This window comes from Paraburkholderia sp. RL17-337-BIB-A, from assembly GCF_046025895.1.
In the GTDB taxonomy this organism is placed as follows: Bacteria; Pseudomonadota; Gammaproteobacteria; order Burkholderiales; family Burkholderiaceae; genus Paraburkholderia; species Paraburkholderia fungorum_C.
The window spans coordinates 1,931,855-1,947,152 of record NZ_JARESY010000002.1 but is presented as its reverse complement, the minus strand read 5'-3'; the positions used below and the strand labels follow the sequence as shown (position 1 = coordinate 1,947,152).

At 57.6% G+C, this 15,298-nt stretch carries 8 protein-coding genes and 2 pseudogenes; 5 read left to right on the top strand and 5 right to left on the bottom strand.

Annotated elements, in window-relative coordinates; all coding sequences use genetic code 11:
- Positions 1 to 1,693 precede the first annotated feature (1,693 nt).
- Positions 1,694 to 3,523: an ATP-binding protein gene (locus P0D84_RS29580; protein ID WP_408342487.1), complete on the top strand. Its 1,830-nt coding sequence runs from the start codon at positions 1,694 to 1,696 to the stop codon at positions 3,521 to 3,523.
- 26 nt (positions 3,524 to 3,549) lie between these two features.
- Here the strand turns inward: P0D84_RS29580 and P0D84_RS29575 are convergent, their stop codons facing one another.
- Positions 3,550 to 4,824, bottom strand: coding sequence for an MFS transporter (locus P0D84_RS29575; protein WP_408342485.1), 1,275 nt, complete (start codon positions 4,822 to 4,824; stop codon positions 3,550 to 3,552).
- Between the two features lie 596 nt (positions 4,825 to 5,420).
- Here P0D84_RS29575 and P0D84_RS29570 point away from each other — a divergent pair.
- Complete coding sequence (locus P0D84_RS29570) at positions 5,421 to 8,294, top strand: ATP-binding protein (RefSeq protein WP_408342483.1); 2,874 nt, start codon at positions 5,421 to 5,423, stop codon at positions 8,292 to 8,294.
- A 168-nt stretch (positions 8,295 to 8,462) separates the two neighbouring features.
- Here the strand turns inward: P0D84_RS29570 and P0D84_RS29565 are convergent.
- Positions 8,463 to 8,699: pseudogene (locus P0D84_RS29565) on the bottom strand (formate dehydrogenase cytochrome b556 subunit); the annotation flags it as partial.
- 469 nt (positions 8,700 to 9,168) lie between these two features.
- The gene (locus P0D84_RS29560; RefSeq protein ID WP_408346110.1) at positions 9,169 to 10,761 is read right to left on the bottom strand and encodes an EAL domain-containing protein; all 1,593 of its coding nucleotides are present in this window, start codon (positions 10,759 to 10,761) and stop codon (positions 9,169 to 9,171) included.
- A 180-nt stretch (positions 10,762 to 10,941) separates the two neighbouring features.
- Here P0D84_RS29560 and P0D84_RS29555 point away from each other — a divergent pair, with 180 nt between their 5' ends.
- The 3 genes from P0D84_RS29555 to P0D84_RS29545 are packed head-to-tail and all read left to right on the top strand — an operon-like array spanning position 10,942 to position 13,226.
- Positions 10,942 to 12,339 carry an ATP-binding protein gene (locus P0D84_RS29555; protein ID WP_408342481.1) on the top strand — a complete coding sequence of 466 codons (1,398 nt, stop codon included), beginning with the start codon at positions 10,942 to 10,944 and terminating at the stop codon, positions 12,337 to 12,339.
- A 25-nt stretch (positions 12,340 to 12,364) separates the two neighbouring features.
- Positions 12,365 to 13,003 (top strand): hypothetical protein, encoded by a 639-nt coding sequence (locus tag P0D84_RS29550; RefSeq protein ID WP_408342479.1) that lies wholly within the window; start codon positions 12,365 to 12,367, stop codon positions 13,001 to 13,003.
- Between the two features lies 1 nt (position 13,004).
- Positions 13,005 to 13,226, top strand: a complete 222-nt coding sequence (locus tag P0D84_RS29545; protein WP_408342477.1) for a hypothetical protein — start codon at positions 13,005 to 13,007, stop codon at positions 13,224 to 13,226.
- Positions 13,227 to 13,879: 653 nt separating this feature from the next.
- Here the strand turns inward: P0D84_RS29545 and P0D84_RS29540 are convergent.
- Both P0D84_RS29540 and P0D84_RS29535 read right to left on the bottom strand, forming a co-directional pair.
- Positions 13,880 to 14,053 (bottom strand): annotated as a pseudogene (locus P0D84_RS29540) (DUF1427 family protein); the annotation flags it as partial.
- A 128-nt stretch (positions 14,054 to 14,181) separates the two neighbouring features.
- Positions 14,182 to 14,871: a hydrolase gene (locus P0D84_RS29535; RefSeq protein WP_408342475.1), complete on the bottom strand. Its 690-nt coding sequence runs from the start codon at positions 14,869 to 14,871 to the stop codon at positions 14,182 to 14,184.
- Between the last annotated feature and the right edge of the window lie 427 nt (positions 14,872 to 15,298).

Here is a 15,298-nt window from a genome sequence, read left to right as displayed (position 1 = left end):
GTAATGCGCTCGGAAAAGCTGTTGTCGGATGACCGAGCCGTATCGATCGCTGTCACACCATACGACTCGGGCAGCAATGCGAACGCGCGATCGAGTCTAAAGTGCCAGCAAGTCTCTGCCTGATACAAAGTCAAGGCGGCTCAAGGTCCTTAGACTCGCTGTTGTCCCTCACGCACACAACGGGTCACCTACCGGAGCGCAACAATGTCGCAAACGCGGCTACTAAGCAGCAGCTCGGCGTCATTCCCACAAGAGAGATCACATCTCTTAACTAGACTCTCTATGAGACAAGTCGCCCCGTATTGGCTCCTATGGCTGCGGCTAATGTTCTCAAGAGCTCGACGGGCCTCGCAGCGGTGGTGTAAGTCGGCGCTTTTGACCGCGCAACCTATCGCGATGCGATAGATGTCAGCGAGAGACTGTCGTGACCTGAGGTCAACCGGTTTGAAGCTGCTAGCACGGCGGCTAGATTGGCATGGACCAACACGCCAACCAATGCGCTCTGGGCGCCCTTTCTGAAGCAGAGGAGCGTCCATGCGCCGAGCCGCGACCAAGTCGGCGAGGAAATCGGCAGCATCCCCGCCGTTTGTGAGCAACAACTCCGCAAGCTACACGGCGTCGTCGGCAGCGTTGGACGTGCCTGAGGCTATGTGTCGTCGAGGTGTTTCGCCCGCGTCGCCGATCTACCCGGGCCTTCGGTAAAAGATGGTCCTGAGCGCGTCGAGTTGGCTTGCACGAACAATGCCGTGGTTGCAAGCACGGACCGTGCTAAAACCGTAGGCAAACGCCGCGCGGCGAGACTTGGTAAGTTCCGTCAGCCTCGCCTATATAGTGAAGATTCGCGTGCCGGACCGACTGCTACCGCCCGGTCAGCGGCGAATAATCCACCAAGCAGCACGCCAAGTACAACGACCATAGAAGTTGCGAACAAGGGAGGCGACCCCTCAGGCTTCACCTCTACCCTAACTTCATCGACACCGGCTCCCAAAAAACGACGCGTTCCACTTGTGGATCCTGTCTGGCCGAGGCGTTGCATGGAGACCTTGGCGCTCGGCAGAGCGGCGGTGACGGGGGCGGGGGCGGGTCAGACGCAAATAGAGGTGCGTGTGTTCTGACGAGGAGTCACGAATCCAATGTACTTTATGAAGTGAAAGATTTATTTATAGGTAAATTACGAGCTGCTCCGCTGTTTTGATAACGCAAAATTTTGCCGGAGTTGGCGCCCAATGCGATGTCTCGCCGCGCCCTGGCTGATTTATGCCGAGCAGCGTAGACGGCCGCACCCGTCGCAGGCGAAGAAAGGACTCAGCGGTGCCTTGGAATCCGCCTCGCGAGCTTCGTTGCGATACCAACGCTGGCTGAACTGGCGCTGAACGCGAGTCGGCATCCTTTTGTCGGCCTTTTGACGGACAAATTATTTCAATTCAATCGGCCTGGATGCCATAGGGATAGGTGAACTGTCGCTATCAATCCTGGCTAGCCAATTCGATCGCTGGTGATTTCAAACTTCCCCAAAAAATCTGACTGTGCTTCTTTTCACAGATATTCACTTGGGGTTTCGATACCAGCGGGCGATCATTAATTGACCCGAAACCCTAAGACGAGGAGAGAAGGGTAGCGCTCTGGACAAACGTTGGAATTTGTCGAAAACATAGGTCGATGGCGGCGAGTATTACTGGTAAGGGAGCACATCATGATGATCACTGGTGACGTCGAGATACTACAGGACGAGCGTCGTGTACTTGTAGGCAAGAAACCGGTCAAGCTTGGTTCCCGGGCCTTTGACATCCTTGAAGTGCTGGCAACGGCGGGTGGAGAGCTCGTATCGAAGCACGAAATAATGCGTCGTGTCTGGCCCCAAACTGTCGTTGAGGAGAATAATTTACACGTGCATATTTGCGCGATCAGAAGGATGCTTGGCGCGTCGTCCCATCTTCTGATTGCCGTCTCCGGCCGAGGTTATCGACTCGCATTGGGACAATCTAATTCGTCGTCTGAGGACGCTGGGGTAAGTGCGCATTGCCCGCCGGCTAACACGAACATTCCACCAGCAAGTTCTCTGCTCTACGGCCGGGACGCCGCAATCGCAGAAGTGGTCGAAGCCAGCGAAAGGGCATCGCTCGTTAGCCTCGTTGGACCGGGCGGCATTGGCAAGACGCGTCTCGCAATAGAAGCTGGTCGACAGGTTACGGGCCGCTTTGCGAACGGTGTCTGGATTGTCGAACTCTCGCGGGTTACCGCATCCCAGTACGTCGCGTGTGCAGTAGCCGACGTGCTAGATCCGGATGGCGCCAGCGACTGCTCGCCACTTGAGCGTGTCGTGGCCTCTTTACTCGACAAGCAGACGCTACTTGTGCTGGACAACTGTGAGCACGTGATTCAGGCCGCGACGGATGTCGTAGCTGCGATCTTGTCAGTAGTTCCGGGCTGCAAAGTGATAGTGACAAGTCGCGAGCCGTTGAAAATCCCAGGCGAACACGTTTACAAAGTCGCGGCATTAGAAGTGCCTTTGCGCGAGCAGGATTGCCACGCGGCATCTGAAAAGAGTGCAGTGCAGCTGTTTCTTGGTCGGGCGCGATCGGTCGATGGCCAATTTGCGTCCGATGAGGGAAGCGTTGCGCTCGCGGCGGTGATCTGCCGCAGGCTCGATGGGATGCCACTCGCAATTGAGCTCGCCGCTTCGCGCGCGGCAACGCTGGGGATACGCGAACTAGCTGCCAATCTCGACGACCGATTCCGTATCTTGACGGGAGGCTATAGAACCGCGCTACCTCAGCACCAAACGCTCAGGGCAACTTTCGACTGGAGCTACCGCCTTCTCTCTGGCGAGCAGCAGGCGGTGTTACGGCGCGTAAGCGTGTTCCCAGCGTTGTTTGAGATTGACGGGGCTATCGCCGTCGCTGCGGGAGAAGGCTGCAACAGAGGCGACGTGATCGATGCAATCTGCGCGTTGTCCGAGAAGTCACTCTTGGTTACTGAGACAAAACTAGGCACGGCGCAGTACAGGCTGCTTGAAACCTCCCGCGCCTATGCCCTGCAGAGATTAGCGGACAACGGGGAACAGCCGGAGATCGAACATCGCTTTCTGTCCTTTGTGAACGCCAAAGTTCACTGCGCGTTGGGAAATTTGAGCGTTGAGTGCGACCGGGGTGCGCTCGAGAATTTTCGTTTGTGTCTTGACGATGTACGTGCTGCGTTTCATCTCATCAACTTGTCACGTGCCGACCGGCGCGTGGCCGCCGAATTAGTTATCGCGGCCACGCCGTTTTTCTTTGGGCTCGGCCTTTGGTCAGAATTGCGGCAACACGCGCGTTTCGCGCTTTCGACGTGGAACGTGGACGAGAGTCACGCGGAGTCGGTACCGGATGTGAGCCTCCGACTGTTGATTGCGATAGCCGGCGGGAAACCGAGGAACGCGCAAGCCGCCGCCCGGTCACACCAGCAGCCAAGCGGGTCGGGCGTTGTGTCCTACGGGGCCGTGAGCCGCCGGCAGATTGAGACGCATTCGTCTTCTGCCGCCTGATTCACACTGGATCAGCATGAGCGCTCCTAGTAGACTGGCTCGCGGGAGCGGCTTCGGGGCGCAAAGGACAGTAGCAGCACGCTCAGGAGAAGTGTGCCTGCGATCAACAGAAACATGTTAGAAGGGCCACTTCGATGCAGGATTGGCAGCAGAACCGCAGGTGCGGCGGCGGCGCCGATACGATTAAGACTCCAAGCCATGGAAAGTGAAGAAGCCCGGGCACGCGTGCCAAATGTCTCACTACTATAGACATTGAGCGTGATGACGTAGACAACGCAACCGAATGTGTATGCGAATCCAGCGGCAACTAGCCACCCGTGGTCGTGAGTCTTGCAGAAGACATATCCTGAAGCAATCATCACAATCGCTGACGCAACCAACGACGCTTTGCGCGCAACCATGTCGACGATCGTGCTCGCGGCCAGCGTGCCGATGAAGGGGCCTAAGAAACTGAATGCCACATACATCAGCGCGTCCTTAAATGTATAGCCGCGCTGGACCAGTACTACGCCAGTGAGAATAGGAAACGCGACGGTTGACCAGGGGCTCAATAGAAACAACATACCAAAAATCACCGACCGCCAGCGTCCTGATGCGGTCGAGGTACGTTCGTTTTGCTGCAACGCGGCAGGCGTGGCGTCGGACGCGATCGTCGAACCACCCTTTAGAATGCCCGGTGACTGCTCGAAGCGCATGCAGGCAAAATCTGCGACCGCGCTTTTGCCGTTGGCCGCGAGCCATCGGGCTGATTCCGGTAGGAACAGAAACATTGCGGCGGCGAGAAAGCTACCCGTTCCGCAAAACAGCAACGTGCTGCGCCAGCCTTCGATACCCCACGGCTGTTCAATAGTCGACCACCGAAGCAGAGACACCCCGCAAACAGAGCCTAGGGTGCTGAAAGCCGTCATCGCAAATATCAAGGCCCCTCGATGTCGCGGCGGAAGGATGTCTGTGAGATAAGCAACGACGAGCGGCCAAAATGCTCCAATGGAGACACCTGCTAGCACGCGGAACAAGGTTAATGTAGCGATATTCGGTGTCATGCTCTCGCAGACCGATACTGCAGCCAACCAGAACAATAGTAACGTCAGAACGACTTTTCGGCCAAATCGGTCGGCGAGAAATCCGCATGCGGGTGCGCCGATTGCGGCGCCAATATAGAGCGACGACAACAGGAATGACAGTTCGCGAGACGTGGCAGCATGTGGAGGGGTTGAAAAAACCACCGATAGCACGTTCCCCAGCACAATTTGGAAAAGATCGAAGAAGAGGCCAGCGCCGCATACGGCGAGGGTAAGCAAGTGGAGCCGCGTAACAGGGAGCCCGTCAAGACGGGTCGCTACGAGGGTTGTGGTTGCAGATGTCCGCATGTTGATTGCGTGGAAAAGCCGACTTATCAAGGTTTTAAACCGGACGAGGGGCATCATGTTGCGCTGCCACGCAGCCCATCGCGACACGACCATGGATTTTTCAAGTATTAAAGCAGATCACTCCCTGTTTCCAATCGCATTCAAGGATCATATGCTTTTCCGGCCGGCTGCACGGCTGCACGGCTGCACGGCTGCACGGCTGAGTGGCGTGGGTCGCGGATATGTTCGTCGTCTATGGAAATGGCCGGCATCATGCTATAGTTTTTCCGAACGCATGCCCTTAATTCTCCTTAAGAACGCTTGATTCGGTGAAAACTAACGCCAACCGCGACGATACGGATTGAATCGGGTCGATCAAGCATCTAAAACGCCGATTCGAAGCCATTGTGATGGCACTTTCCGAGTCGATAAATGAGGCTGCGGGTGCAGGGCCTCGTCGCTCGCCGGTACGCGTAACCGCAGGCTGGTAGAGGATCCCGCATCACACGCGATCCCTCGTGGAGAGCTGATTACGTTTTTTGCTTCGTATGACCATTACTCCGGCTGGCGGAACGCTCGCGTTTGGGCCTTTCACTTTCGATACACAGCGCCGCGAACTTCTATTCGAGGCTGTGCGTGTGCCGTTGGGAGGCCGCGCAGCCGACCTGCTGATCACACTGCTAGCCCGGCCCGGCGAAATCTTAAGTCGCGACGAACTGGTCGCAGCCGCATGGCCCCGAATGTTCGTTGAGGAGAGCAGCCTGCGGGTACAACTCGCTGCGCTTCGAAAAGCGTTGAATCAAACGGACCCGGGTACCACATATGTGATTAATATCCCCGGCCGAGGTTATAGTTTCGTAGCGCCGGTCCGACACGCAAACCTTTCCGGGGAGTCCAGCTGGCAGGAGGATGCGGCGACTGAACCTGGAAGATGGCCGGTGAACAATCTACCGGCCCGATTGACCGCGATCATAGGCCGAAACGAGCAGATCGCGTTCCTGACTGAGACCCTGCGGTCCCAGCGACTCGTCACAATCGTGGCGCCAGGGGGGGCAGGCAAGACTACCTTGGCGGTCGCCGTCGCCGCGACACTAACCGGTGCGTTCGAGGACGGCGTTCTGTTTGTCGATTTCAGTCCGTGCGTTCACGAGGATCAGGTCATCGGAGTGCTGACGTCGACGTTCGCCGTTTCCGCGCCGCACGAGGAACCATTGCAGGAGCTGATCACCCAGTTGCGATCCCGGCGTTTGCTCGTCGTTCTGGACAATTGTGAACACGTGATCGAATCTGCCGCCCTCTGCGCGGAGACTATGCTGAAGCAACTCCCGCACTTGCATATTCTGGCGACGAGCCGTGAGCGTCTCAATGTGCAAGGCGAATGGGTTCACCTGCTTGCCACTCTAGAGATGCCGCCGGTCGGCATAGAATTGTCGGTCGAATCGGCAACCGCCTATCCTGCGTTCGCCTTGTTCGTTCAGCGGGTAACCGCCAGCCAAACTTTCTTTGAACTCGGTGACGATGACGTGCCGGTGGCATGTGAGCTGTGCAATCGGCTCGACGGTATTCCGCTGGCGATCGAGTTTGCAGCAGCGAGAGTCGGCCAACTCGGCCTCAAGCATGTTGCGAGACACGTCGACTCGCTGATAGCAGGGACGATCAGCGGGCGGCGAACATCCAATGCACGCCATCAGACACTTCGCGCAGTGTTGGAGTGGAGCTACAGGCTTTTAACCAGCAATGAAAAGATCGCCTTGGCGCGTCTAAGCGTATTCAGAACGCCTTTTTCTCTGGCCGATGCCGTTGCGGTCAACGAGGGGGGCGAGTTGGAACAAAGCTCGATCGTGCAGATCATTGTCGGGCTTTGCGAGAAGTCTTTGCTGATCAATTATCCGCATGACAATGCGCCACGCTATAGATTGCTTGATGTAACACGTCTGTTTGCGCGCGAGCGACTCGATGAGATGGATGACCATAACGAGACCTACGCGCGGCATGCAGCACTGATGCTCGAACGGACCAACGCTATGGAGTCCGATTGGGAATTGATGCCGGAGGCCGTCTGGGCCTCGACGTACCACAGCTCCTTAGGCGAGATTCGTGCGGCGATCGAATGGGCCTTTTCCCCGGAGGGCGACCTTGATATCGGGATCCCGCTTACCGAAGTCGTGACGCGTTCAGCTTATTTTCCGACGCTGGAAGCGCGCTCACTGTACCCGCAGATACTCAAGGCCATATCGGCGAAGGGCAGCGAGAGCGTCGCGCAGGTGCAATTGGTCAGTCGGTTGACGCAATGGGTAAGGGCCACGAGCGGCCAGCTTCCTTTGGTCCGGCCCGCGCTTGATGAAACCCTCGCGCGTGCCGAACGCGATGGCAATACGACGGAGCAGATTGCCTTGCTTTATTCGATATGGGAGCACCAGTACGCAACAGCGGACTATCTCGGAGCCAAACAGGCGGCCGACCGCGCGAACTCAGTGGCGATACTAGCTCGCGATTTCAAAGGCTCGTTGCATAGCGACCGTCTGCGCGCACAGGCGGAGCACTACCTCGGAAACCAAAATCTGTCATGGGATCTGGCGAATCACGTGCTCGATAACGCTGGCGTCCAGCTTCCGCTACGTTACAACAGCTGGATTGATCGCCGTGTCTCAATGAGGATCATCCTTGCGAGGATTTTGTGGCTGCGCGGGTTCGCGGATCAGGCGCTCAAAATGGTGCATGAGACACTTGACATCGCGTCGACCGGTCACCCGATTGCGCTCTGTCAAGCGCTCAGTCTAGCCGGAATCCCGATCGCCTTATGGCGCGGCGACATAGATTATGCGCGCTCACTGATTGAGCAGTTAATTGCCTATACGAGCAAACAGGGCATTTTGCAGTGGCAAATCTGGGGCAACGAGTACCAGTTCGCGCTGCAGCAAACTGAGTGTTTCGCAACTTCGGAGAACGGCCGCTTCGCATCGATTTCCCCAACATTGGGTGCCGACCTGGCCGATATGCTTGCGACACTCGCAGACGTTTATGTTACTGACGCGGTAGTTGCTCGAGTCGAACAGTCTGCGGTGGGCTGGTGCGCTCCTGAAGTGTTGCGAAGGACGGCCGATCGCCTTTTTGCGAAAAACGATGCGGCCGGGCACAGAGTGGTCGACGCGCTTCTTTACCAATCTCTGTACGCTGCACTCGACCAAGGCGCACTCAGTTGGGCGCTGCGCAGTGCCATGAGTCTCGCGCGCCTGAAACTAGCGAAAGGGGACATTTCGGAAGCGCACTCGGTGATATCGCAGGTCTACAATCAGTTTTCGGAAGCCTTTATGACGAAAGATTTGCGGGACGCTCGTGCACTTCTTGCCCGCATTGACCGGACAGTACCAATCGGTGCGCGAACTACGGCACCTGAACCACCGCTCGACATAGGAAACTGAGGATCGAGCAGTCCTCGGCAACGAGGGAGGTCGATAGTAACCGTTGAAGCTGTGAAAATTTGGGCACCGAGTTTAAAGACGGGCTCTTCATTCTGTATCAAATGACAGATGATCCGAAGCCCTAAATGTTCAGTGCAAACATCCTCCTGATGGTTTAACAGCCGCTTTTCAGTCATGTTTTTGATCAACGTGCGCTTTAATTCCGTCCCGGAACCAGCGCGGATGATGTTTGCGCGCCCATCCTAACGTGACAGTCCCTCGAATCATGGCCCCTATGGCTCCCTTGATCCAGATCCCTGCATATATGTGGACGATGATGCTGGCTATCAGCACAAACGCTGCGGTTGCGTGGAGCAGTGCACTGAGACGGGTAATGTTGATGGGGAAAAAGGCTGAATACGGGCGGCCGCCTGTTGTGTCATGTCTTCCTTCGTGCCGAACATGATCGCTCCCGTGGGGCAGGTCTTTACGCCTGCCCTTGTCCGCTGCCTCATGAGTGCACGACGACGCGTGTGGTCAAGCGTTGGACAACGCTTAACATTAGGCGACGGTCGCCTACCCAAGTGGCTTCGTGCGGCCGAGATTCCACCGATAACGGACGACGGGTGATCGGCGATCTGGATAGTTCCGAGCGTACCCGGGCCCGCTACCGTTGCAACATGTTCGGGTGCGCCTGCGCGTGCTCTTCGGTCGGCACCGCGAAGCGGAAGATGGCGCCGCGTGGTTCGTTCGGTGCGACCCCGAGCCGTCCGCCGTGCGACTTGACGATGGAGCAGCTGATCGTAAGGCCTCTCGTGCACGCCTGTCATTGCTTCGATGCCGTTGTATCTACGCTGGACACTGTAATTTTCGCGCACCGTACTCGCCGCAGCGCTTACCGACGTTTTTGCCGCCGTTCGAAGTTTTCCGCTCGCATGGGTCGCTGATAGAGATAACCCTGACAGAGCGACACACCCACTGCTCGCAGCGCCCGATGCTGCGCCTCGGTCTCCACACCTTCGGCGATGATCTGTAAACCGAAGTGCTTCGCAACGGCCACAATGGCCTTAATAAGCTCGGCGCCGCCCGTATCGACATGACTCACAAATTGGCGGTCGATCTTCACGTAGTCGAAAGGGAACCGACTGAGAAGATCGAGATTGCTATGGTGCGTGCCGAAGTCATCGATAGCGAATTTGACACCTCCTGCCTTCAGGGCCTTGAAGACAGCTAAGGTATCGGCACTTTCGTTCAGAAGAAACCGTTCGGTCAGCTCCAGGACCAGACTGATGCCTCCCGGCAGCGTTCTGCTCATGGCCAGCACTTCCGCCACAAAGCCCTTTCTCTCCAGGTCCCCTGGTGCGATATTGACCGCTACGCGCAACGGCAGCGTTGGCGCGTGACGGCTCATTTCCTCTACTGCGGTGTGCAGTACGAATCCCGTCACTGGCGCAAGAAGCGAACTGGATTCGACCTCGCCCATGAAAAAGGACGGACTGATAGGCCCCCTCTTCGGATGATCCCAGCGTAACAGGGCCTCCACTCCGACCGTGTCTCGACTGGCAATGTCGACGATTGGCTGATAGACGACGTGAAACTCGTGTTGCCGTAACCCGCGACGAACTGCGTTCAGGAGCAGACGGCTTGGAGCAAACGCCAGCAGATATAGGGCGACGATGAGCATATCCAGCAGTGCGCCGGCAGCACCAAAATATAGCCTGTACTGCCAGCGCAACTGGGAAACGAATTCGGTCGATGAGGCCAACGTGATGGAGAACGGCCACGCGCCGGATGTAACACGCGTCGCGTAAAACGGTGAGGGCTTCGAGACAGGCATGAACTCGTCGCTATCGCTCAGAAGCCCGACGCCAGCTATTGACAGGGCGACGTTTTGTGCACCGTATCTCACCCCGTGGGAGAGGGCGTCCGCAATATAGTCGCCCGCGAGAAGATACAGGATGCCGGTACCCTGGCCGGTCGCATCGAACATCGCGAGGACCGGATCGCCCGGATGGAACGGTGTCTGCGGCAGAAGGTTGAGACTGGCACCCGTCGCGGTCGACTTCAGATAGACCGACAGTGGAACGTCGATCTGTCCCAGGCCGGAGGAACAATAGACACGCCCGTCAACCACAAGGTTCAGACCGCGAACGTACCGGACGTATGTCTGCAACTGCGTCAGGGAACGTCGGACATCCCCACACGGTTGTCCCACGAGCGCCGCCAGTTCAGCTCTCCGGCGCAACCTGACGCTATTCAAGATACGGTCGACGGACGCGACCAGATCGTTGCCGATTAACTGCTCATGTGCGGCCACCGCGCGAGTCGCACTGTGCTCTCCGAGCAGAACAGCGGTCAGCAGGACAAGAGCGCTGCAGCCGGTTACGACGAGTAGCGACAGGCGTGGCCCGATCCCGCGCCATATTGGCACTGAGCCGATGGATCCAGCGGGCAATGTCTTGCCGGCAGCTTTTGAGGTGTCGGACATGGCAACGCAAAGTGAGGTGACCTGCCCACATCCGGAGAGGATGTCCATGGCCGTCGATGCGCGATTATCGAAAGATAAATGTATCAGAAATGTGGATAGCGTCAACCAGGAAGTCCGGTTTACCGACAAACATCTTGGCCGGTCGGTCGAGGTGAATGTCGCTGCGTCAGGGGGTCATGGTTGGCGCTCCGTTCGGGGTGTCAGTGGGTAATTGACGGCGGCGCTCTTTCTGTTTGTCGCTGGCTGTGCGGCGCCGATAACCGATATATCGAGGACGCCAGAGACGGCTTCGCGTCACGCATCGAGTGGATTGTGGGGCCATCACGCGTGGGCAAAACGATGCTCATCAATGCGCTCGCGCGTGAACATCGAGGGCAGAACGTCGACGGAAAGCGTAGGGTGCCTGTGCTCGTTGTGTCCGTATTGCCCAATATCTCGCCTGTGCTATTGCCCAGCAGCGTTCTGTCCGCGCTGGGTGTTCCCCTGCAGCAGAAGGGCCTCACCTCCGGGATGATGTTCAAGCGCATGTTGGACCAGTTGAAGCTTGCGGCGACGAGGGTCTTTCTCTTCGAAGAAGCGAGTCACCTCGTCGAGCCCGGCGCGAGGGTGCCTCCGCGAGCGGCGGGAGACTGGTTCAAGGCCGCCGCAGACGCTCTCAACATGACAATCATGTTGTTCGGCGTCCCTCGACTGGCGAAACTGTTCGAGGGCAACGAACCACTACGTATGCGCGCGTCGGCCAGAAGGGAATTCAGGCCATATGATTTCCGCAGCCCCTCCGACCAGAAGGCGTTTGCGTCATGCGTGCGCACCTACGCCGACCTGTTCAGCGAGTCGGGCTGGCCGATTGAGATACCCCTGAAAATGCTGGTAATCCAGTGCTATCTGCTTACGGGCGGCCTGGTGGGCGTGTTAAGCAAATTCATGCCGGAGCTCGCGAGCCAGATGAGGTATGAGGCACCTCGCCCGCTGACCATAGAAGACTGCCGGTTTGCAGCCGGCGCAATCCAGGCCGCCGGGCATCCGGACTTTCCCGCCTTCGCCAAGACGGAGGTCTCCCCGATTGAACTCACTACCGCCCATGCCTTATGTGCTCGAGACCAACGGCATGTCGATGAATCGCGTCGCGACCCCATCAGTAGACATCCGATGAGCCTGCTCCGCACCTTCTCCCCGTTCGACGATGAATCGGGATTCGGTTACTACAGGCGTCTCGCAGCGGGCAATGCGTTGTGGGGATGGCGTGAGCTGGCGGGCATCGCCAACGTGACGCGAAGCCGGAGCGCGCTTCTCGGGCATCCGGACCATATCGCTGCAGAGTTGGGTCTGGACGAAAGTTGGGCACACTTTGCGAGCCGTCAGGAGCAGCAATGCCGTAGCTGGCGGGGGCTGCGCCGTTCACAGTCCGACGCCGTACGTCCGGCGTTCCCGACAGCAGAGATTGAACGCATCCAGCAACGACGCGGTGAACGGGTCAACGACGAGCCGGCTTGCGAAGTAGGCAAAGGTTCCTCAATCGGTTCTCAATCATATGGTCCACGCTGGGGTCATCGCCGCCGACGCGAACTGGAGGCATGACATCCACAAAGGCGGACCGATCCAATTGCAGTCGTTGCAGAGCCTCCTTGAAAGCGTCAATCGCCTGGCGAAGGACGACGCACCAAATGATGAGGAACGAGTGACTTTGGTCGAGCTGACGAGCCGGCGCATGGGCGACAAGCGCGCGATTCTATCAGTCATGAAAGCTATAGCTGCCGGTGAGTTCATTGCGGTCGTTCGCGGACATTATCTCGGCCAGGTGGCCTTCCTTCGATCCAATGTGTCCAGGTACTTTGGAACGCCTCTTCTGGAATCTGGCATGTCGATACAGCAGCTGGCGAAGTCCACCGGCTGGAAGTGGGAAAGCATTTCGCACTGGATAAGCGTTGGCTTGCAGGAATCGCACGAAATCATGCTGCGAGGGCAACAATGTCGTGTTGTATCACCTCAACACCTGCTTGCGTTCCGGCGAATCTATGTCCTGCTTGCCGACCTGGCAAATGCTATGGGTACCAGGTCTTCATCGCTTGCCACCACGCTGACCGGCCTCGATATTGTCGGGGCGCGGTTGCTGCCGAACGGTTCGAAAAGAGGCGGTATCGTTCGAATGGCCGACATCGGACGACTGGCTGTCGCGGGTGCGCGAACTAAAGCTTCATCGTCATCTGTGACACCGAGTAGCGAATCACTGACAGGAGGATAGCGTGCGACCAGTTCCGGACGATTTTCCGCGTGAGCCATATGGCACGTCATTGGCTGGCTCACAACCTAAGCTCGCCGTCAGGTCCGCCGACGGTCAGTATCGCGTAGGACTCACCGATGAGGAATTGCTGGAACGGTATGGCGCATGCGAGGACCTGGCTGAGCAGCTCGCGTCGTACTGTACCCGCAAAGCGTCGTCGCGTTCGAAGCACACAGTGCGATGAGCACTCAGGCACTTGGTTCTGAGCGGGTGCGCGAAGGATTAAAAGATATTTTGCTGGGACCAGCGCAGCTATATGAAGCGTTGCGTGCCCGGTCGCCTGGTACCGGCGAGGCAGCTACGTCCAGCTGAAAGGCCAATATCGCTGACGCCACTGCAGGAGCATAGGTAAATAGCATGTCGGGAAAACTCTGTTACCCGGTAACGTGCTCCTCCTGGCGCCTTAAACCAAAACTCGGGGAATAAACTTGGTTTAGCTAAGCATCAACAACTCGATGTTGGCGGTGCGAAGTGCGCGCATTTGTCTGGCCAGGTTTGTCGAGCGCGTGAATGATGTAGAACATGAGCGTCCTCTCGAAAAGTGCCGCGACATGAATGAGCATCAGCGATGGGCGTCCATTACCGTAGGTGCGACATGGGCAATCCACAAGACAGCAATTTTCTGGGGGAGAGTACCGATGCAATGCTCGTTGAAGAACCTGTTTTTGAGCGCCGACACATTCCTGAGGAGCACGGGGCCCAGCAACTTCGCGGAGGCAGCCTAGCGCGATTCAATTCGGTGAGACGTTGGCCGGCGCCCGCGAAATCAGTTTGGTGTTGTTCAATTGGAGCGAGTGCGTAGTGTGCGTCTGCACCGCCTCCGTTTTTTGGAAAGGGAAGCGTAGTGCTCGCCAGAAGTTGGCGTCCCGTCGGAATGATTTGAGTCCCGATAACTATCCCCAGCAATCCTACGAGGGCAACCATGGGCGGTGCCGGCGAGCGAACCCGAATCAGGCTGTATATCGCCCCGGCGAGAATGCCAGCAAGGAGCGAGAAAATGTAAGGCTTCATCGGTAGAAAACCCTCGGACTCGGCTATCAGCGTGCTCGATGATTTCCACATTGCACTAAAGGCCCGCACCAGAATGATTGTTCCGGAGACGAGCCTCGCATCTCAACTGCTCAGCATGCGTTGTTAGGTCAGGTCTTCGCTGGGACTGGGGCAAGAGACTCGTGCTTTGTCTCGGTACGCTGGGGGGCATTATGAACCCTCGTGTGGGCGTAATCGACGCCCATTCCGTATGCGCCCGAATGCTCCCTCACGATTGCCATCACTGCGTCATACGTTTCTTTGCGCGCCCGGTCGCGCTGCCACTCGAGCAGGACCTGTTGCCACGTGACAGGGACGGCGCCGGCCTGGACCATTCGCTGCATCGCGAAGTCGTGCGCGTCTTTCGACGTGCCGCCGGACGCATCGGCGACCATGTAAATTTCGTAGCCGCCTTCGAGCATCGCGCAGAGCGCGAACGTCGTGTTGCAGACCTCCGTCCACAGGCCGGCGACGACGACCTTGTTCCGGCCGTTTTTCTTGAGCGCGTCGCGGACTTTCTGGTCGTCCCAGGAGTTTATCGAGGTTCGCTCGAGAGTGGGCTGGTCCGGGAACACGTCGAGCAGCTCCGGGTACGTGAAGCCGGAGAAGCTTTCGCTCTCGACCGTCGTGATAGTCGTCGGGATGTTGAATGTCTTCGCCGCCTTCGCCAGTCCGACGACGTTGTTCTTAAGTACTTGCCGGTCGATTGACTGGACGCCAAAAGCCATCTGAGGCTGCTGGTCGATGAAGATGACCTGGCTGTTGGTGGGAGTAAGTACCTCGAGTTTTTCTTGGCTCATGATGTCCTCTCGTCGTATGAGGTTTCACCGAAACGTCGCGCCAGATTTGAGCGTCAGGCCAGCCCTCGCGTTGTCTCAAGACTCCAAGGGCTAGGTGTTCCTCGCTGGAAAAACAGGACATGAGCAATGGCGTCTCGCGGTCCAAAATTAGCATAGTTCACATTGCCCGGATGTGAAGTCGCCGATAGCGATACAGGACGCTTTTCTTTGGAGATTGAAAGTCCTAAGCTGCTAGGGCACCGAAAGAGTTACGGTCCGGAGGTCGCCGCGTTCTACTTATATTTTCGGTCGGTGTGTGTACTGCTCGGAGGATTCCATACGTCGTCCGGGGGCGTTTGACGCCCGGTCATCAGTCGTCGCACCAGTGCAGGTGTTTTTCCGGCTTGGTCATCGTCGTCGCGGGCGGTTGCTTGCGGCGAACCAGAGG

Bases quoted from the DNA above. Each gene is read 5' to 3' on its own strand.
- P0D84_RS29570 (WP_408342483.1), top strand. From the start codon at position 5,421: ATGACCATTACTCCGGCTGGCGGAACGCTCGCGTTTGGGCCTTTCACT.
- P0D84_RS29580 (WP_408342487.1), top strand. From the start codon at position 1,694: ATGATGATCACTGGTGACGTCGAGATACTACAGGACGAGCGTCGTGTA.
- P0D84_RS29535 (WP_408342475.1), bottom strand. From the start codon at position 14,871: ATGAGCCAAGAAAAACTCGAGGTACTTACTCCCACCAACAGCCAGGTC.
- P0D84_RS29560 (WP_408346110.1), bottom strand. From the start codon at position 10,761: ATGTCCGACACCTCAAAAGCTGCCGGCAAGACATTGCCCGCTGGATCC.